Here is a 19,464-nt window from a genome sequence, read left to right on the forward strand (position 1 = left end):
TCTGACCAGGGGCGGCGCGAGCAACCCTAGGAGCAGTCGCTCGCTCCCTCTCCCAACGGAAAGTGAGCGTTGGGAGAACCTCTTTCAGCCACCGTTCGGGGACCGTCCGGCCGTGCGTTCACCGGGTCCACGACCATGCCCTCGGCCTGCGGGAGGTCACCGGGGTCGGCGCACGGGGTCCAGTTCGTCACTCTCCAGCCGATAGCCCTGCCCCCGCACGGTGGTGATCCTGGACGCGCCCAGCTTGCGGCGGAGGTAACGGACGTACACATCGACGATGTTGGAGCCCTCCGACGCCTCGTACCCCCAGACGTCGGAGAGCAGGTCTTCGCGGCCGAGCACCCTCCCGGCGTTGCGCATGAGGTGTTCCAGCAGGGCGGCCTCTCGGGCGCTGAGCTGGATGATCCGGCCGTCGACATACGCCTGGCGGGTGCGGGTCTCCAGGGCGATTCCGGCGCGGCGCAGGACGGAGCTGTCGGTCTCGCGCAGGCGCAGGCGCAGGCGGACTCGGGCGAGGAGTTCTTCGAAGCTGAAGGGTTTGGTCATGTAGTCGTCGGCGCCGCCCTCGAGGCCGTACACCGTGTCGGCGACGGTGTCCCGGGCCGTGAGGATGATGACCGGGAGGGCGCTGGATGCCGCGCGGAGGCGGGTGACGACGGTGAAGCCGTCCTCGCCGGGCAGTCCGATGTCCAGGACCATCAGGTCGTATCTGCCCGACATGGCCGCGCGCCGGGCCGTCTCCCCGTCGGTGACGACAGTGGTGCGGAAGCCGTGGGCGGTGAAGCGTTCCGAGAGGTAGGAGGCTATGTGGGCCTCGTCCTCGGCGATGAGGAGATGGCGGCGGGGCTGTCTGCTCTGGCTCATGGTTTCCGAAGGCCGCCGTTCAGGGCGTGCGTGACATACGGGATGCGCAGGGTGAAGGTCGCGCCTCGTCCCGGACTGCTGTCCACCTGGACCTCGCCGTGGTGCGCTTCGGCTATGGCCTTGACGATGGCGAGTCCGAGCCCGGCCCCTGTCCGGCCGCGGCTTTCCTCCGCCCTCGTGAACCTCTCGAAGATGCGTTGCTGGTCGGCGAGCCGAATGCCGGGACCGGTGTCCTTGACCCACAGCTCGAGCCTGTCGGCTCCGGCCCGGCCGCCGATCCAGATACGGCCGTGCTCCTCGGTGTGCTGAGCGGCGTTCTGGGCCAGTTGGATCATGGCCTGGGTGAGGAGCTGGCGGTCGGCGTGGAGGGTGTCGCGGTGCGGGTCCTCCACGAAGTCCAGGAGCCAGCGGCGTTCGGCCAGCGCGGCTGCCTTCACGTACACCTCCTCGATCAGTTCGGAGAGGCTGAGGTCCTCGGGGCGCAGGGCGTCCGGGCGGCGGGCCTTGGCCAGCATGAGGAGTTCCTCCGCCATGCGGTGCATGCGCTGCAGTTCGTCGGTGATGACCGCCACCGTCTGGGCGCGGTCCGCCGGGTCGTCAGGGAGTGTCTCCAGCTGGCTGAACACGATCGTGATGGGGGTGCGCAGCTCGTGACCCACGTCGTTCATGAACTGGCGCTTGGTCGTGAAGGCGTCGTCCAGGCGGTCGAGCATGTCGTTGAAGGTTCCTGCCAGTTGACCGATCTCGTCTCGGTCCTGGACGGGGATGCGGCGGGTGATGTCCGACTCGTGGATCGAGCGGGCGGTGTCCCCCAGGACCCGCAGCGGAGCGACGATACGGCTGGCGAAGATCCAGCCGACGCACGCGGAGAGCAGCATGGCGCCGAGGCCGAGATAGGTCTGGATGCGGATCGAGTCGTTGATGTGGTCGCGTTCCTGCTGGGTGAAGGTGGCGATGACGAGCACGCCCCGCGCCGGATCGCCCGCCACCACGACGGGCACGGCCACGAACCGCACGGGGCCCGCAGGGCTGTTGGCATCGCCGTAGGAGGGTGAGCGGACGGCGGCGGCCCGGCCCATCAGCGCGTGGTCGGTGTCCAGGCGGGCCGGCGGCTCCTCGGCGGAGCGGCGGTACGGATCTCCGGCGACCAGGGTGATCAGGGTCTGGCCATGCTCCGGTATGTAACCCTCCAAGTAGGAGACGAAGAGTGCGCGGACTGTGCCGGGGGCCGGCCCCGTACCGCCCGCGGGCCCGGTCGCGAAGGCGCGGAACGCCTCGATGTCGTGGGCGAGTTCGCGGTCGACTCGTTCGTTCAGGCGGGCCGTGAGGATGAAGGATTCCGCACCGGTGAGGCTCGCCAGGGTCAGTCCGACGAGCAGCACCATCCGCCCGAGCAGGCGCGCGTGGATCGACCGGAGGGGGTGGCGCCCGGGCGTTCCGACGGCCTGCTTCGGCGGTGCGGGCTCAGCCGTCCTCACCGGTGTCATCGTCGTCTCCGTCGTCGCCCGCCGGTGTGCTCGGCGTCCCAGGGGTGGCCGGTTCCGCGGGGCTGTAGGTGGGCGTCCGATCGTCGTCGGAGGCATCCCCGGCGGGCACGGGGGGCTTCGGTGACACGGGCTGCGCCGTGTCCGTCCGGTCGGGGTCCGTGGCGTCCGCCTGTTCCGCACCGTTGGGCGCGGAAGCGACGGCATCCTCGCCGCCGTACTCGTCCTCGTGCGCGTCCGCGATCCCTGTCGTCGCGCCGGGGGACGGTGAACGGGTCGGGGCCCGCTCCGTCGCCCGGCCGTCCGGAGACGGTACGGAGCCGCTCGTGTGGTGGGGTCCCATGCGGCCGACGACGACGGGCTCGCCGAGATCCGGAGGCGGCACCTGATGGGCTCCGGAGACGGGGATCCCGACGAGCAGAATCGCGCCGGCCGCGAGAGCGGCGAGACGCTGGCTGCGGGTCACGCGGATACAACCTCCTCAGTGTCCTTACGCAAGGGCCTTCCGACTTCGGACCCGTCCTGAACAGCTACCAGCGGAGCCCGGCGGCGGCCTGCTCGGCGCATGACCTGCTCCTGAACTTTGTGTATGAGCCATGCGCCGACCGTGTGCGCGGGGGCGGCATCCCGTTCGGCGCCGCCCCCGCGTCCCGCTCAGGCGGCCATGATGACCTTGGCCGATGCGGTGTCGGCCGCTCCGTGCCGCTCCGCCCAGTTCTCCAGGGCCGTACGGCAGGCGTGGTCGAGGTGGTGCACCCGGGACAGATGCAGGTCGACGGGGCGGTCCTGCGGGATCGCCTCCAGGGCGTCGAGGATCTTCGGGAGCCTGAGGAAGGTCGCGTTGCCGCTCAGGTGCGCCTGCACGGGACCCGCGCCCTTGTCGACGATCTCCAGCTTGACGTGGGACGCCTCCCAGGCCGTCTTGACCACCGCGAGGGCGAGACCGATCAGTACGCCCTCGAACATGCTGATCGCGACGATGGACACCGCGGTGACGACGAGGATCACGGCCTCGCCTCGGTGGCCGCGCCAGAGCGAGGCGAGCCCCTTCAGGGGGATCAGCTTGAAGCCGGAGAAGACCAGGACGCCCGCGAGCGCCGGGATCGGGATGACGCCCAGCGCGGCCGGGAGCAGCGCCGCGAACAGCAGCAGCCAGGCGCCGTGCATGACCCGGGACGCCTTGGTCTTGGCGCCGGCCTGGACGTTGGCCGCGCTGCGCACGATCACCGCGGTCATCGGCAGCGCGCCGAGCAGACCGCACACGGTGTTGCCCGCGCCCTGGGCCATCAGCTCCTTGTCGTAGTCGGTCCGGGTACCGTCGTGCAGCCGGTCGACCGCCGCCGCGCTGAACAGGCTCTCCGCCGAGGCGATCAGCGTGAACGCCAGCACAGTGGTGACCATCCCGACGTCCGCGAGCTCTCCGAACCCGGTGAGCGTGGGCGGCTGGATCGCCGCGAACAGCCCCTTCACCGTCACGTTGTGGACAGGCAGCGCGAAGGCGAGCGAGGCGATGGTCGCGAGTGCGACGGCGGCGAGCGGGCCGGGCACGATCCGGACCTTCTGCGGCAGCTTCGGCCACAGCACCAGGACGGCGATCGTGCCCGCGCCGAGCAGCAGGGACGCCACGGCCGTGGCCGAGCTGGGCACATGGGCCAGCATCCCGGGCAGCCCGAGGATCTTGTCGATGCCGGAGGACGGCGCCTTGGCGTCGGTCATGGCGTACAGCTGGCCGGCTATCAGGACGAGCCCGATGCCGCAGAGCATGCCCTCGACCACGGCGACCGAGATGGCCCGGAACCAGCGTCCCCAGCGCAGCGCGCCCATGCACAGCTGGAGCAGACCGGTCGCGAGGACGATCACGCCGAGCGCCGGCAGCCCGTGCTCGCGGACCGCTTCGAAGCAGAGCACGGTCAGACCGGCGGCCGGGCCCGACACCTGGAGCCGGCTGCCCGGCAGGAAGCCCGTGACGAGGCCGCCGACGATGCCGGTGACGATGCCGAGTTCGGCCGGCACGCCCGAGGCGACGGCCACGCCCACGCACAGCGGCAGGGCGACGAGGAAGACGACGACGGAGGCGGCGAAGTCCTGTTTCAGAGTCTTCGGGGTCTTCGGGAAAGTGGTGTTCATCGGATCACTCACAGCGTCTCGAAGGAGTCGGACTCGGACCGGTGCGCCAGCACAGTGCCGGTGTGCACCTCGTAGAACCAGGCGTGCAGCCCCAGCTTCCCGTCCTGGAGGCGGGCCTCCACGCTCGGGTAGGACTTCAGCCGCATCACCTGCGTCAGGACGTGGTGCTGGACGGCCTCGGCGACCTGCGGGTCGTCCTGCGCGCCGGCCGGCTTCTCGGCGGCGTGGCCGAGCCAGTCACGGACGGCGGGCACGCCGGACAGGTCGTCACCGCGGACGAGCGCGCCGACGGCGCCGCAGTGGGAGTGTCCGCAGACCACGATGTCGGAGACTCCGAGCACCTCGATCGCGTACTCGACGGTCGCGGCCTCGGAGGTGGGGCCGGCGTGGTACGACGGGACGATGTTGCCGGCGGTGCGCAGTTCGAAGAGCTCGCCCGGACCGGCACCGGTGATGAGGGAGGGGACGACCCGCGAGTCCGAGCAGGTGATGAACAGGACGGACGGCGACTGCCCGGCGGCGAGGCCGCCCAGCTCGGTGCCGCGGGAGGCGGGGAAGGTGCGTGCGTGATCGATGAAGGGCTGCATGTCAGCTTCCTGGTGAGGAGAGTTGGCACTGCGGGGAGAGAGGGGCGGCAGCGGCACGCCGTTGAACCGCTGCCGTCGAACGGCGTGGGACCAGTGGGGGTTTGGGGAGCGGGGGGACAGGGATTTAGTCGTCGTCGCCGTCGTCGCCCGTCCAGGGGCCAGTGATGGCGACGAGGATGCCCGGGTCCTGGATGTTGGCGAACAGCGTCCTGCCGTCGGCGGAGAAGGTGACGCCGGCGAACTCGCTGCACTCCGGCGCCTCCGGGGTGCCGACGTTCAGCTCGTTGCGGGCGATCGGGTAGGTCCGGCCGTCGGCGGTGGCCCCGAAGAGGTGCGACACGCCATCGCCGTCCTCGGCGATCACCAGGCCGCCGAACGGGGAGACGGTGATGTTGTCCGGGCCGTCGTAGGCGCCGTCCTGGGACACGTCGGTGTTCACCGCCAGCAGGACCTTGAGGGTGATGGTGCTGCTGCGCGGGTCGTAGAACCACACCTGGCCGTCGTGCGGGGTGCCGGGGCTCTCGGTGCGGGCGTAGCTGGAGACGAAGTACGCGCCGCCGTCGCCCCACCACATGCCCTCGAGCTTGCGGGAGCGGGTGATCTCACCGGCCAGGAACTGCTTGCGCACGGAGGTGGTGACGGCGTCGCGGTCCGGGACCTTCACCCAGTCCACGCGGTACACGGCGCCGACCTTCGTCGCACGGGAGAGGTCGTCGACGTACTGGCCGGCGGCGTCGAAGCACTTGAACGCCTCCAGCACGCCCGCGTTGTCGGCCAGGGCCCGCAGCTTGCCGGGACCGTGGGTGAAGCCGATCGGCGGGGTCCAGCGGTAGAGCAGGCCGTTGGGCTTGGAGGCGTCCTCGGTGAGGTACAGGTGGCCGCGGTAGGAGTCGACCACGACCGCCTCGTGCGCATAACGGCCGAGGGCCTTGATCGGCTTGGGGGCGAGGTTGGCCGAGCTGCCGTGCTGGGGGTCGACTTCGAAGACATAGCCGTGGTCCTTGGTCATGCCGTTGACGCCGGCCTTGTCCTCGGTCTCCTCGCAGGTGAGCCAGGTGCCCCACGGGGTGACGCCGCCGGCGCAGTTGGTGGAGGTGCCGGCGATGCCGACCCATTCGCGCACGGAGTCGTCGGCCACCTCGACGACGGTGCAGCCGCCGGCCGCCGCCGGGTCGTAGACGAGGCCGTCCAGGTGCGGCACGGGGTGCTCGGCTACACCGAGCGGGTCGTCGATCTCGTGGTTGTTCACCAGCAGGGTTACGGCGTCGTCGTCATCGTCGTCGCCACCGGTCGCGAAGGCGCCCGTGCCGTCGTGGTTGCTCGGCGTGGTCTGGCCGGACTCCAGGGTGGTGACGCCGGTGCGGGTCAGGATCCGGTAGGAGAAGCCCTCGGGCAGGGCGAGGATGCCCTTGGGATCCGGGACCAGCGGGCCGTAGCCGACGGCCCCGCCCGTCGCGGCCGTGTCGGCGACGGCACCGGGCGCCGTCAGCAGTGCCTCCACACTGCCGACGAGCATGACCCCGGCGCCGGCCAGCGCCGATCGGCTCAGCAATTCCCTGCGGTTCAGCGGCATCTCGTCTCCTGGATGGGCGGAGTGTGCGAAGCGGTGAGCTGTGCTCGCCGACCGAGGGGAGGTCGGCGCTCCGCCATGCTGGCCAGCCGGGAAGAACCTCAGCGGAAGTCAAGGAGAAGTCATGAATGTGCTGTTCTCATGTTTCTCATCTCGACAAGGTTCCGCTCAGGCCCGGACACCACGCCCCGGTCGACGCGTAGTCCCGCCGCTCACGGGATCTCCTGTTCGGCCCAGATGATCTTTCCGTCGGCCGTGTACCGAGCACCCCACCGATGCGCGAGTTGGGCCACCAGGAAGAGGCCGCGACCGCCTTCGTCCGTGCTCCGGGCATGCCTCAGCCGCGGGGCGGTACTGCTGGCGTCGGCGACCTCGCAGGTCAAGCGGGAGTCGCGGAGCAGTCGCAGCCGTATGGGCGGTGCGGCGTAGCGAATCGCATTGGTGACCAGCTCGCTCACGACGAGCTCCGTCGTCATGGCCAGTTCCTCGAAACCCCAGGCTCGCACCTGGCGAGTCACCCCGGCTCGGACGTCGGCGACGGCGGACGGATCCGCGGGCACGTCCCATGAGACCACCTGGCCGGCACCCAGGGCGTGGGTGCGCGCCAGGAGAAGGGCGATGTCGTCGGGCTGAGGCACGGGCACGAGTTGCTGCACCGCGGACGTGCACAGTGCTCCGAGGTCGGGGTCCGGCCGGCCCAGCACGTCGCCGAGTCGGGACATGCCCAGTTCCATGTCGCGGTCGGCTCCCTCGATGAGGCCGTTGGTGTAGAGGCCGAACAGACTGTTCTCGGCGAGCTCGATCTCGGCGGCCTCGAACGCCATACCTCCCAACCCGAGCGGAGGGCCGGCGGGAGGTTCCGGGAAGTAGACGTGCCCGTCGGGTGCGACAACGACAGGTGGCGGATGGCCTGCCCTGGCCATGGTGCAGCGCCTCGTGACCGGATCGTAGACGGCGTACAGACAGGTTGCTCCGAGGAAGGTGGTCATGTGCTTGTCGGCCGGGGCGCCACCGGTCTCCTCCTCGCCCAGCCGAAGCACGAGGTCGTCGAGGTGAGCCAGCAATTCGTCGGGAGGCATCTCCATGTCGGCGAGGGTCTGGACCGCTGTGCGCAGTCGGCCCATCGCCGCCGCCGCAGTGATGCCGTGGCCCACCACATCGCCGACGACGAGGCCGACGCGGGCGCCGGACAGGGGGATCACGTCGAACCAGTCGCCGCCGACCCCGCCCGGTGCGTCCGCCGGAAGGTAGGAGGAGGCCACCTCCAGCGCGGTTCCGCCCGTCAGGGCGTGGGGCAGCAGACTGCGCTGAAGGGTGACCGCCGCCGCGTGTTCCCGGGTGTAGCGGCGAGCGTTGTCGACGCACAGCGCTGCTCGTGCCACCAGCTCTCGGGCCAGCAGGACGTCGTCGGCCTGAAACGGGACGTGGTTGAGCGACCGTACGAACGTGGTGAGGCCGAGAGCTGTGTTCCGCGCGCGCATCGGCACGGAGATGAGGGAGTGCAGTCCGAACTCACCGATGCTTGCCGCTCGGGCCGGCTGTTCGGAGACCCACAGGTCGTCGGAGGGGTCGAGGACCGGGATGAGGATCGGCTCGCCGTTGATGAGCAGACTCACGTCGTGCGGTGGGGGGAGGAAGTCCACCTTGTCCCCGATCCGGGCCACGGCCTCCGGGCAGCCCTCTCGCACGGAGCTCATGCCGGCGCGGCGCATCACCGGCTTGGCGGGGGCCGGGCCCGCATCGGTCAGCCACGCTCCGTGCCCCTCGGTGCTGAGGACGGGCTCGAGGAGATCGACCACGACGAAGTCCGCGAAGCGGGGAACGGCGAAGTCGGCGAGCTCCTGAGCCGTCCGCATCACGTCGAGGGTCCTGCCGATCCTGGTCCCGGCTTCGTTGACCAGCGACAGGAGCTGGCGGGCGTTCCACCGCTCGGTGACGTCCAGAACCATGTAACAGACGCCGGTGACGGAGTTGTCGGCGTCCACCAGGGGGAAGAAGGACGTGGAGTAGGCGTGTTGGCGGTGGGGATCGGCCCAACTCCATCCCACGTATTCGTAGTCGGTCACCGGGACTCCGGTCGCCAGCACCTTGCGCATCAGTCCCTCGATGGTGTCCGTCTGCAGCCCGAGCAACAGCTCGCTCAGACGTCGCCCCAGCCGCTGCTCACGAGGCACCCCGCCGAAGCGCTCCAGGGTGTCGTTCAGCCACACGTAGCGCAGCTGCAGATCCATCACCGCCATGCCGACCGGCGAGCGGGTCAGGAATCCGTCGAGGACGGACTGGCCCACCCTCCATTGCTGCCTCTGCTCCCGTGCCGAGATCAGGAAACACTCGTCTCCGCCCATGCGGAAGGACGCGGAGACCCGCAGGTCGACGTCGATGCTGCCGCCGTCGCGGTGCCGTACGGGGACGAGACCGCTCCACCCCATTCCGGCTCGGCATCGCTCCGCGATCCCGGCCACTCGTACCGGATCCCCGGGCATCGCCAGCAGACGCGCGACGGACCCGCCGACAACCTCCCGAGCCGGGTAGCCGAGGAGTTCTTCGGCACCCCGGGTCCAGCCGACCACGACGCCGTCTGCGGACACCACCGCAGCCGCATCCGTGGACGCGTCGAAGAGATCGCGCGGTCCTGCGGCCATAGGCACATCGGAACCTTTTCGCGCAGAATCCATTGGTCCCATCCTCTACACGACCATGTTCCTGCTTGTCCGCCCGATGTGCACGGTCCCGGCGGGTGGTGGCCGGGCCGCCTCGGCGGGCTTCCGGTCGGGCAGCAGGGGAGCCGCCGAGCAGCGCCGCCCCCTTGCCTGCGCCGGACAGGCCAACGGGCTGCGCGAGGCAGCCGGGGGCAGCATGGAAGTGCCGGTAGTCAGAACCCACGTGTGCGCCGACGGCCCCGAGGTCGGCACGTTCTGCGGGCCGGTGGAGGAGGATCTGGGATGACAGCCGAATCCTTCCGGTCCCACGGTGACGAGTACAGCCCCGAGCCGCCCCGGCCGACCGGCCTTCTGGATGTGCTCAGCGTTGCCGCGGTGGTCGTCGACGCCGAAGGGCGCATCGTGTTCTGGACCCCCCAGGCCGGGGAGCTCTTCGGCTACACCGCGGAAGAAGCCCTTGGCAAGTACGCAGCGCGCCTGTTCATCCACCCCGAGCACCTGCAGGCTGTGGCCAGTCTGTTCGGGGAGGTGCTCGAGACCGGCCGGAGCTGGGCCGGCGCCTTTCCCGTCCGGCACAAGGACGGCAGCAGTAGCCTGGTCGAGTTCCGCAACATGCGGCTGCTGGACGAGATCGGAGATGTCTACGCCCTGGGCATCGCAGCCGATCACGCCCTGCTCCAGCGCGTCGAGACCGACCTGGCCCTGTGCGAGCGGCTGATCAACCAGTCCCCGATCGGGCTCGCCCTCATGGACCCCGACCTGCGGTATCTCCTGGTCAACCCGGCACTGGAGCGAATCGACGGCATACCAGCCGCAGACCACATCGGCCGTCACCTGAGGGAGGCCCTGCCCCTGCCCGACATCGACACCATCGAGTCCGCACTGCGTCAGGTGCTCACCACCGGCACCCCGCTGCTCGACCAGTACCACGTGGGCCGCCCTCCGGCCGACCCCGCCAACGAGCACGCCTGGTCCCTTTCCTTCTACCGGCTGGAGGACCCCGGCGGGCGGGTCCTGGGTGCCGCCACCTCGGTCGTCGACGTCACCGAGCGGCACCGCGCAGCCGCCGAGGCCGACCGGGCGCGGCGACGCCTGGCCCTCATCGCCGACGCCTCCACCCGCGTGGGCACCACTCTGGAGGTGGAGCGGACCGCCCAGGAACTGGCGGAGATCGCCGCCCCCGAGCTCGCCGACGTGGTCGCCGTGGACGTTCTGGACTCCGCCCTCGCCTGCCGCCGCACGAGCAGGCCGGACGACGGTCCGGAGCTCTTCCGCGCCCTCGCCCTCAAAGCGGCCCATCCCACCGTGGCTCTGGACGCCGCCGACCCTCTCGGTGACCTGGCCGCCTACGACGGCGACCGCCTGGTCACCCTGTGCGTCCACTCCGGGCGGCCGGTGCTGGTGCGCCACGTCGGCGACCGCGATCTGCGGCGGATCGGCCGTGACGCCGAGGCCACCGCGCTCCTGGCCCGCGCCGGCGTCCACTCCTACCTCGCCGTGCCGTTGATCGCGCACGGCGAGGTGCTCGGCGCCCTCGACCTCAAACGCACCCGCAACCCGCTCCCGTTCGACGAGGACGACGTCGTACTGGCCAGTGAGCTGGCCGGCCGCGCCGCCGTGGCCATCGACAACGCCCGCTGGTTCCAGAGCGTGCGCAACACGGCCCTCACTCTCCAGCGCAGCATGTTGCCCGAACACCCGCCCCACCTCACGGGACTGGAAGTCGCCTCCCGTTACCAGCCCGCCCAGTCGACCAGCGAAGTCGGCGGCGACTGGTACGACGTCATCCCCCTGAGCGACGACAAGACCGCGCTGGTCGTCGGCGACGTCATGGGCAACGGCATCGACGCCGCCGCCACCATGGGCCGGCTGCGCACCGCCACCTGCGCCTACGCAGACCTCGACCTGGAACCGGGCGCCGTGCTCCAGCACCTGGACAAGATCACCTGCGACCTGGAGCACTACATCGTGACCTGCCTCTACGCCGTGTACGACCCCCGCACGAGGCAGTGCCGCATCGCCAACGCAGGGCACATGCCGCCCGCGCTGGCCCGCCCCGGTCACGCCCCCGCGCTGCTCGAACTGCCCACCGGAGTCCCGCTCGGCGTCGGCGGCATCCCCTTCGAGACCATCACGGCCGACTTCGGCCCCGGCGACCTGCTGGTCCTCTACACCGACGGCCTCGTCGAGACCCGGCACCACTCCATCGACGACCGCCTGAACGTCCTCCTCGGCCTTCTCGACGAACCCCAGCGGCCCCTGGAGGAAATCTGCGACCTCCTGCTGTACGGCCTGCGCCACCCCGACGACCACGACGACGTCGCCCTCCTCGTCGCCCGGGCTCTGTAGGCCGCGGAGCGCGCGCCCGTCCTGCCCGGCACGGGGCCGGGCGCGCACGCTCAGCGGTCGGTGGGGATGGCGATCCTGCGCAGCCCGTCGGCGGCGCCGAGGCGGCGGGCCGTCAACCGCCTCGCGGTGCGTACATGATCACTGCCATGCCGGCGAGGCAGATCAGCGCGCCCGCGACGTCGAAACGGTCGGGGCGGTAGCCGTCGGCGGCCATGCCCCAGGCGATCGATCCGGCCACGAAGACGCCGCCGTACGCGGCGAGGACGCGCCCGAAGTTCACGTCCGGCTGGAGGGTGGCGACGAATCCGTACAGGCCGAGCGCGATCACGCCCGCTCCGATCCAGATCCATCCGCGGTGTTCCCGCACCCCCTGCCACACGAGCCACGCGCCGCCGATCTCGAAGAGGGCGGCGACGACGAACAGGGCGACGGAGCGGGCGACAAGCACGGGGAGTACGTCCTTCGGTCGTGGGGCGGGCCCGGTGGGCGGTGGATCACGCGGCCGGGCGCCATTCCAGCATGACGTCGGCCGGCCGGACCGCCTCGCGGTCGTGGCCGGCCGACAGGCGTACGCAGCGGACCCGCGTCAGTGGCCCGCGCCGAGCCGGCCGGCGAGTCTGGCGCGCATCTCGGCGCTGGGCGCGTTCAGGCCGACGACGGTGACCTTCTTGCCCAGCCGGCCGTACTTGGCCTCGATCGCGTCCAGCGCCGCGACCGAGGAGGCGTCCCAGATGTGCGCGCCGGTGAGGTCGATGACGATGTCGTCCGGGTCGTCCTTGTAGGCGAACCGCGAGACCAGGTCGTTGGAGGAGGCGAAGAACAGCTCTCCGGTGACCGCGTAGACGACCTGCTTGCCGTCGGGGTCGATCACGGCCGAGACGTGGGCGAGGCGGGCGACGCGCTTGGCGAAGACCACCATCGCCTCGGGGATCAGCGCGAGCGCGACGACCAGGCCCGCCAGCACCTCGGTACGGAAGACCTTCGGTGAGGCGAGCCAGTCGGGCCTTCCCTGGTTCCTCGGGGATCGGGCGCGCGTCGTGGGGACTGCGGACAGCGGTGAGGACATCCAACCGTTTCTGTTCAGGCATGTGCATCCACCGGCTGGATGCGCACGCGTCGTACCGGGCTCCGTGCGGGCGCGACCCCGACGGCCGGCCTCGGCAGGGGCCCTGTCGGAGTACAGCCCGGCCTCCCCGGCCTGCGGCGTGGGGATCCCGGGCTGCGGGTCGGGCGTCGTTGCCCGGAAGTCTTCGGGGGCCGGTCGGGCCGGCGGGGGTCGGGACGGCGAAGGGATCGCCGAACCGCCTGCGGCGTACGGAACCCGGGACGATTCTATCGGCGGGCGCGACGGCCTCCGCCGTGTCAGCGGGGCGGCGCCAGGCGGTCGACCAGCGTGTGCCAGCCCGTCTCCAGGCGGTCGAGCGACATTCCTCGTCCGGCGACCAGGTGGTGGACCAGGGCGGTGTCGAGGTAGCCGAGCAGTGTGTGCGCGATCAGTTCGGCGTCACCGGCCGCGCCCGTCGCGCGCAGCAGCATCATCACGTGGGTCAGGCGCAGCCGTACCGCCGGCACGCTGTACGGGCGGACCGGGTCCGTCCGGGCGGCCAGGATCACCTCGTGGTGGTCGCGTTCGTGGCGCAGCACGGCCGGTCCGAAGGCGTGCAGGCGCTCGTCGGCCGGGGCGCCCGGACCGAGCGGCGGCGGGCCGGACAGGAAGGCGGCCTGAAGCTGCCGCTCGCGGTGGTCGAGCAGGGCCAGGAACAGGCCGGCCCGGTCGCCGAACCGCCGGAAGACGGTGCCTTTGCCGACTCCGGCCGCGGCGGCCAGCGCCTCCATGGTCAGGTTCGCGGCCCCGCACTCGGCGAGCAGTCCCGAGGCGGCCTCCAGGAGCCGCGTGCGGTTACGGGCCGCGTCCGCCCGCAGGGCCGGCGGTCCGCCGGCCGGGCCGAGAGCGGGCTCCGTCACGCCGGTCACGCCGTCGGCGTCGGGCGGAAGGAGGGGCAGGGACGGGAGGCGGCCGGTCATACCTCCAGGGTAGCCCGGAAAACCGAGAAGTGGACCGCGGTCCGGTTAACTGGTACAACAGTAAACGGACCTCGGTCCGGTTTACTCGCCCCAGCGCCTTCAGGAGTTCCCATGTCTGTTCGCATCCTCGCCCTGGTCGGCAGCCTCCGTGCCGGCTCGCACAACCGCCAGCTCGCCGAGGCGGCCGTCAAGCACGCTCCCGAGGGCGTCGACATCGAGATCTTCGAGGGGCTCGCGGACGTGCCCTTCTACAACGAGGACATCGACGTCGAGGGCGCCGTACCGGCCGCCGCCGCGCTGCTGCGCGAGGCCGCCGGCCGCGCCGACGCGCTCCTGCTGTTCTCGCCCGAGTACAACGGCACCATGCCGGCCGTCCTGAAGAACGCGATCGACTGGCTGTCCCGCCCGTACGGCGCCGGGGCCATCTCGGGCCGTCCGGTCGCCGTCGTCGGCACCGCCTTCGGCCAGTACGGCGGTGTCTGGGCGCAGGACGAGGCCCGCAAGGCCGCCGGTATCGCGGGTGCCGCGGTGCTGGAGGACGTCAAGCTGTCCATCCCCGGTTCCGTGACGCGCTTCGCCGCGACGCACCCGGCCGACGACGCCGAGGTGGTCGCCTCCCTGACCGAGGTCATCCAGCAGGTGACCGCCCAGGCCGCTCCCGCCGCGGCCTGACACCCGCGATCCGGCGGCACCGCGGTGCTCGTACCGCGAGTGCCGCCGGGTCGGCGCGGCTCCCCGCGCACACCGCGTCCCGCGCGCAGCCCCCGGCGGGACGGACGCTCGACAGCCTCGACCGCCCCGCCCAGCGCGCGACCTCATGCGCCGGCGCAACCGCTACTTCCTCGGCGGGCTGGACCCGTGCGCGTCGATCGAGTTCACCCGCGGCTGCCCCTGGGACTGCTGGCACACCGAGGCCCGCCGGCTGACGACCCGCGACCACCGGCTCTTGGGCATCCAGCACGCCGCCTGGCCGGCAGAACCTGTTCAGCCACACCAGGGCCCCGTCACGCCCCCCACTGCGCACCGGCCCCGAACCACGTCGAGTTCGGGGCCGGTGCCGTCGCGCGCCCGCTGCCGGGCGGCGGCGCCGAGGGGGCCAGGCCCGCGGTTCCCGCTGCCGGCACTCTCGGATCCGTCCGCCGTTTTCCGTGGGACCCGTGACCGTCTCCGGTGCTTCCGGTGCTTCCGGCGAACCACCGTAGGTCGGCGGCGTACCGCGCGGCCGGGATTCCACCGGCTCGTGACCGGCGGCCGCCGGAAACCTGATGAAGTCACCCGGCACGCGTTCTCGGCCAAGTGACCGCCCGCCTACCGTCATTCGCGTACTCGGCGGCCAAACAATTGGTCGCCTAGGCGCCAGATGGGGGAAATCACATGGCTCCGCCATCCGAACTCCTCGACCTCAACAATGACACCGGGGTGTGCGGGCGAATTCTGGAACTCCTCGAGAGCGAAGGAGCACGATTCCGGCTGCTGCACCACGCGCCGGAGGGCCGTACGGACGTCGCGAGCCGGCTGCGCGGACACCCGTTGGACCAGGCTGCCAAATGCATCGTCGTCCGCGTGAAGATCACGAAGCGCAGCAGCCGGTACGTCCTGGCCGTCGTCCCCGGCGACCGGCTCGTGGACCTGGAGGGGATCCGGCGCCTCTACGGGGGCAAGGACGTCTCCTTCGCCCAGCGGGACACCGCCGAGGAGCTGGCGGGAGCGGTGTGCGGTTCGATCACGCCGTTCTCGTTCCACCCCGATCTCGAAGCGGTGGTGGATCCGGAACTGCTGCGGCAGGAGGAGATCTTCTTCAACGCGGCCCGGCTCGACCTTTCCGTCGCGCTGAATTCCGAGGATTACGTCTCGATCGCCCGGCCGCGTATCGAAGCGGTCGCCCTGAACGCTACCGATGCATTCGCTGATCACCGTCGATCACCGCTGAACTGGAGTGGAAACATGACGATTCTGGACACCACGACCACTTCCTCCGTCAAGCCCGCAGCCGTCAGGCCGCCGAACGCGTGGGGAAATGAGCCCGGCGAATTCCTGAAGGCTCTCAATTCGCCGTGGTACGAACTCGTGGCCGATCTTCAGGATCTGATCCACAGGACCACGGCCGAGTATGCGACGTCGCGCGGACTCAAGGCGCTCTACCTCCCGCTGACGGTCCGCACCATCACGTGCCCGACCGGCCTCGGCAGCGACTCCGAGCCCGTACCGGTCACCGTGAACGGGGTCGACACGTACCTGCCGGACTCCAACCAGTTCATGCTCGAGTACGGCATGCGCCTCGCCCCCGGCGGCTGCTACAACATCATGCCGTCGTTCCGCGGCGAGGAGCCGGACACGACCCACCTGAACCAGTACAGCCACAGCGAGGCGGAGATCCCCGGCGGCATAGACGAGCTGATCGACTACGTCGAGGGCTACGTCAAGGCGCTCGCCGGGGCCGCCCTGGAGGCGTACGGCGACCGCATCGCTGCCGCCGCCGGCGACACCTCGCACCTGAGCCGCATGGCCGAGTACAAGGGCCACTTCCCGCGGATCACCTTCGAGGAGGCCGTCTCCCTCCTGGAGGGCGAGGAGGGCTGCGTCCGTGACGAGGGCACCTGGCGCACGCTGACCCGCCGCGGCGAGCACAAGCTGATGGAGATGGTCAACGAGTTCATGTGGGTCACGCACTTCGACCACCTCTCGGTGCCCTTCTACCAGGCCTTCGGCGACGAGGAGCAGCGCACCGCGGCCAACGCGGACCTGTTCTTCGGCATGGGCGAGGTCGTCGGCTCCGGTGAGCGCCACTCCAACGCCGAGCAGATCCGCAAGGCGCTGGTGATGCACCAGGTGCCCGAGCGCGACTACGCCTGGTACGCCGAGATGAAGCAGGAACTGCCCATGCGGACCTCCGGTTTCGGCATGGGTCTCGAGCGGTTCCTGATGTGGGTCCTCAACCACGACGACATCCGGGACATCCCGCTGGTGTCGCGGGTGGGCGAGGACAAGAAGTGGCCGGAGAGCGTCCACCGCCCGTGACCGCCGCTTCAGCTGTGTGAGCAGCGGGGCCCGCAGCGCGCCGACGCCGGCGGGCCCCGTCCGCACGCCTACCGAGGACCGTGTCATGGGCGTCTACCTGAACCGCAACTTCCTTCTGTCCTACGCCGCGTCGTTCGTCTCGCTGTTCGGCTCGAAGCTGCTGATGATCTCGTACGTGGCGTTCGTCTACGGCGAGACCGGCAGCGCCACGCTCGCGTCGGCCGTCTTCGCGGCCGACTGGATCGCGAACCTGTTCGTCGGCCTGCTCGCCACCCGGTACATCGACCGTGCCGACGCGCGCAGGCTTCTCGTGCTGCTGAACGTGGTGGCCGCCGCCGTCACCCTGCTCTTCCTGAGCGCGCTGTCGCCCCGGATGTTCCCGCTCGCCGTCGGCGTGGTCTTCGCCCGCGCCCTGCTGGGCAGCGCGGTGAACGCGGCCCGGGTCAAGGCGCTGGTGCAGTTCTTCGACGAGGAGCAGACCGACACCTACTCGACGGTCTTCAACTCCAGTCTCTTCCTGGCCATCGCCGCGGCCGGAGCGGTGGGCAGCTTCATCCTCCGCTTCGTCGATCTGCGGACGGTCGTGCTCCTGGACGTGGCGACGTTCCTGCTGTCGGCCGCGCTGTTCGCGCTGGTGCGGCCCAACCGGCGGCGCATCGAGGCGGCACGGCGGGAGAGCGCCGGGGCCAGGGAGAACGTCGTCGCCAACCTGCGCTCGGCCGCCGTCCTCATCGCCCGCAGCCCCGTGATCTCCTCCGCCTTCTTCTACATCGTTCTCGCGGTCACCGCGCTCCAGGCGACGTACGAGGTGCTGATCACCGCCGTGCCCGAGCTCTGGTTCGGCATGGGCCGGTCCGGTATGGCGGTCTTCTTCACCGCCGAGTGGCTCGCGGTGTTCGCGGGCGTCTTCGTCTACCAGTACCTGAGCCGGCGCGGGATGGTGCCGGAGCGCCTCCAGGCGCGTCTCACCGTGGCCCTCGTCGGCTTCGCGGCCCTCATGTACGCGGTGCTGCCACTGGCGCGGGGCGGCCTCGGGCCCGCGCTCGCGGTGTTCGTGCTGCTGGTCTTCGCCGGTGAGGTCGTCTGGGCCCACCAGTACAAGCGGCTGATCGCCCACTCCCCCGACAGCCGGGTGTCCTCGGTGGTCGGGCTGCTGACGGCGGTCTACTACAGCCTCATGGCGCTGGCCGGCTTCGCCTTCTCGCTCGGCATGGACACCATCGGCGTCGAATGGGCCATCGGCATCGACGTGGCCGTGATCGTGCTGCTCGTCGCGGCCTGGGAGTACGCCGCCCTGCGCCGCCGGCAGCGCACCGCCCCCGGCTCCCCGGAGCCCGGCTCTTCCCGCTCGGCGGGCACTCTGCCCGCTCGCCCGCTCGCATCGGTGACCGTCCCGGCCGCGGGGCGTCCCACGAAGGAGGAAACGGCATGACCACCGCCGACTTGGCCCCCGCGACGCACGCCGCACCGCACACCGCCGTGTTCATCGGCACCCGGGGCCTCGAGGCGTTCGACCCCGCGCTGTTCGAGGACCCGGAGTCCGTACGCCTCGTCGGGATCTTCTCCACGCCCGACGCCGCCCACCTCACCGACGAGTGGCGCGGCTGGTTCGACGAGGTCCATGTCGTGCCGACGGCGGAGGCCGACCCGTCGCCGCTCCTCACCCCGCAGATCGACGTGGACGCGGGGACGGAGATCGTCGCCGCGCTGCTGCGGGGCACGAGCCGGGACGGGCTGACCGTCCACACGTATCTGGAGCAGAACGTGCTGGGCGCGGCGGAGATCCGCGAGCGGCTCGGGCTCTCGGGGCCGTACCCCGCCGATGTGATCCCCTTCCTCGACAAGCTGGAGATGAAGCGGCGGGTGGCGGCGGCAGGCGTGCGCGCGCCGGCGTTCGGCTCCTGGAAGCCGGAGCGCCACCGGGCGGGCGTCCGTGCCCACTTCGACCACATCACCGGCCGGATCGGGCTGCCCTTCGTGCTCAAGCCGACCGACTCCGCGGGCTCCATCGGCGTCGTCACCGTGGAGAGCTACGACGACTTCGCGGCGCTTCCCGAGGACGGAGAGCTGGGACGGGCGTACGAGTACGAGGAGTTCATCGACGGCCGCATCTACAGCGTCAACGTCATCTCGGCGGCGGGGAAGACCGTCTTCGGCGGTGTCACCGAGTACCTGGTGAACTCGGCGGACGTGGCCGGCGGCCGGGTCAACGCCGACATCAACCTGCTCGACGACGACCCGCGGGTGGCGCGCATGGTCGCCTTCGCCGGCAAGGCCCTGGACGCCCTGGGCAGGCCGGACGGCGCCTCGCATCTGGAGCTGTTCCTCACCGGGGACGACGAGCTGGTGTTCCTGGAGGTCGGTGCGCGCTTCAAGGGCATGTCGGGTCTGGCCGCGATGCAGCGCCACTACGGCGAGGCCCTGGTGAACGTCGCGTTCGGGATCGAGAGCGGTGTCCGCAGCCGCCGGTGGGAGGGCGAGCAGGTGTACTGCTTCGACGCGTGCATGCCGCTGCGCGCCGGAGTGGTCGGCGAGCGGCTGGAGCCGAAGATCGACAGCTCGTACGAGATGCGGTGGACGGTTCGCCCCGGCGACCGGGTCGACGGCACCTCGGACCTGGTGACGGTGGGCGGCACGTTCCTGGTGTGGAACCGCGACTTCGACGCGCTGTACCGGGACTTCAGGCTGCTGGCCGAATACCAGCCGTTCACCTACGCGTAGCGCTCGGTGCGCCCGGGGCCCGCCGTCCGGACCGGACGGCGGGCCTCTTTGGCTCCCCG

At 70.8% G+C, this 19,464-nt stretch carries 16 protein-coding genes; 6 read left to right on the forward strand and 10 right to left on the reverse strand.

What is annotated here, in order from left to right; all coding sequences use genetic code 11:
• Positions 1–156: 156 nt before the first annotated feature.
• The 7 genes from QFZ82_RS09655 to QFZ82_RS09685 all read right to left on the reverse strand — a co-directional run bounded on the left by QFZ82_RS09655 (position 157) and on the right by QFZ82_RS09685 (position 9,307).
• Entirely contained in the window at positions 157–864 is a 708-nt protein-coding gene (locus QFZ82_RS09655) for a response regulator transcription factor (protein ID WP_307712763.1), read from the reverse strand.
• Positions 861–2,342, reverse strand: a complete 1,482-nt coding sequence (locus tag QFZ82_RS09660; protein ID WP_307712764.1) for a HAMP domain-containing sensor histidine kinase — start codon at positions 2,340–2,342, stop codon at positions 861–863. Before QFZ82_RS09660 ends, QFZ82_RS09655 begins: the two co-directional genes overlap by 4 nt.
• Positions 2,329–2,814, reverse strand: coding sequence for a hypothetical protein (locus QFZ82_RS09665; protein WP_307712765.1), 486 nt, complete (start codon positions 2,812–2,814; stop codon positions 2,329–2,331). Before QFZ82_RS09665 ends, QFZ82_RS09660 begins: the two co-directional genes overlap by 14 nt.
• A gap of 188 nt (positions 2,815–3,002) precedes the next feature.
• Positions 3,003–4,475, reverse strand: a complete 1,473-nt coding sequence (locus tag QFZ82_RS09670) for a SulP family inorganic anion transporter (RefSeq protein ID WP_307712766.1) — start codon at positions 4,473–4,475, stop codon at positions 3,003–3,005.
• Between the two features lie 8 nt (positions 4,476–4,483).
• Positions 4,484–5,062 (reverse strand): carbonic anhydrase, encoded by a 579-nt coding sequence (locus tag QFZ82_RS09675; protein ID WP_307712767.1) that lies wholly within the window; start codon positions 5,060–5,062, stop codon positions 4,484–4,486.
• Between the two features lie 124 nt (positions 5,063–5,186).
• Entirely contained in the window at positions 5,187–6,635 is a 1,449-nt protein-coding gene (locus tag QFZ82_RS09680; RefSeq protein ID WP_307712768.1) for an alkaline phosphatase PhoX, read from the reverse strand.
• Between the two features lie 209 nt (positions 6,636–6,844).
• Positions 6,845–9,307 carry a SpoIIE family protein phosphatase gene (locus tag QFZ82_RS09685; RefSeq protein WP_307712769.1) on the reverse strand — a complete coding sequence of 821 codons (2,463 nt, stop codon included), beginning with the start codon at positions 9,305–9,307 and terminating at the stop codon, positions 6,845–6,847.
• Between the two features lie 22 nt (positions 9,308–9,329).
• On the opposite strand from QFZ82_RS09685, the gene QFZ82_RS09690 reads away from it, so the two are divergent.
• Positions 9,330–9,578: a hypothetical protein gene (locus tag QFZ82_RS09690; protein ID WP_307712770.1), complete on the forward strand. Its 249-nt coding sequence runs from the start codon at positions 9,330–9,332 to the stop codon at positions 9,576–9,578.
• A complete protein-coding gene (locus QFZ82_RS09695) occupies positions 9,575–11,641 on the forward strand; it encodes a SpoIIE family protein phosphatase (RefSeq protein WP_307712771.1) in 2,067 nt (688 codons plus the stop codon). The genes QFZ82_RS09690 and QFZ82_RS09695 overlap by 4 nt, the downstream gene beginning before the upstream one ends.
• Before the next feature lie 112 nt (positions 11,642–11,753).
• Here the strand turns inward: QFZ82_RS09695 and QFZ82_RS09700 are convergent, their stop codons facing one another.
• The 3 genes from QFZ82_RS09700 to QFZ82_RS09710 form a co-directional block, all read right to left on the reverse strand.
• Positions 11,754–12,089 carry a YnfA family protein gene (locus QFZ82_RS09700; protein ID WP_307712772.1) on the reverse strand — a complete coding sequence of 112 codons (336 nt, stop codon included), beginning with the start codon at positions 12,087–12,089 and terminating at the stop codon, positions 11,754–11,756.
• A gap of 138 nt (positions 12,090–12,227) precedes the next feature.
• Entirely contained in the window at positions 12,228–12,707 is a 480-nt protein-coding gene (locus QFZ82_RS09705; protein WP_373429262.1) for an STAS domain-containing protein, read from the reverse strand.
• A 296-nt stretch (positions 12,708–13,003) separates the two neighbouring features.
• Complete coding sequence (locus tag QFZ82_RS09710) at positions 13,004–13,666, reverse strand: TetR/AcrR family transcriptional regulator (RefSeq protein WP_307712773.1); 663 nt, start codon at positions 13,664–13,666, stop codon at positions 13,004–13,006.
• Between the two features lie 111 nt (positions 13,667–13,777).
• Here QFZ82_RS09710 and QFZ82_RS09715 point away from each other — a divergent pair, with 111 nt between their 5' ends.
• The 4 genes from QFZ82_RS09715 (at position 13,778) to QFZ82_RS09730 (ending at position 19,405) form a co-directional block, all read left to right on the forward strand.
• Positions 13,778–14,338 (forward strand): NAD(P)H-dependent oxidoreductase, encoded by a 561-nt coding sequence (locus QFZ82_RS09715; RefSeq protein ID WP_177149017.1) that lies wholly within the window; start codon positions 13,778–13,780, stop codon positions 14,336–14,338.
• 702 nt (positions 14,339–15,040) lie between these two features.
• The gene (locus QFZ82_RS09720) at positions 15,041–16,684 is read left to right on the forward strand and encodes an amino acid--tRNA ligase-related protein (RefSeq protein WP_307712774.1); all 1,644 of its coding nucleotides are present in this window, start codon (positions 15,041–15,043) and stop codon (positions 16,682–16,684) included.
• 85 nt (positions 16,685–16,769) lie between these two features.
• Complete coding sequence (locus tag QFZ82_RS09725; protein WP_307712775.1) at positions 16,770–18,116, forward strand: MFS transporter; 1,347 nt, start codon at positions 16,770–16,772, stop codon at positions 18,114–18,116.
• Entirely contained in the window at positions 18,113–19,405 is a 1,293-nt protein-coding gene (locus tag QFZ82_RS09730) for an acetyl-CoA carboxylase biotin carboxylase subunit family protein (protein ID WP_307712776.1), read from the forward strand. Before QFZ82_RS09725 ends, QFZ82_RS09730 begins: the two co-directional genes overlap by 4 nt.
• Positions 19,406–19,464 lie beyond the last annotated feature (59 nt).

The organism is Streptomyces sp. V4I23 (assembly GCF_030817975.1).
In the GTDB taxonomy this organism is placed as follows: domain Bacteria; phylum Actinomycetota; class Actinomycetes; order Streptomycetales; family Streptomycetaceae; genus Streptomyces.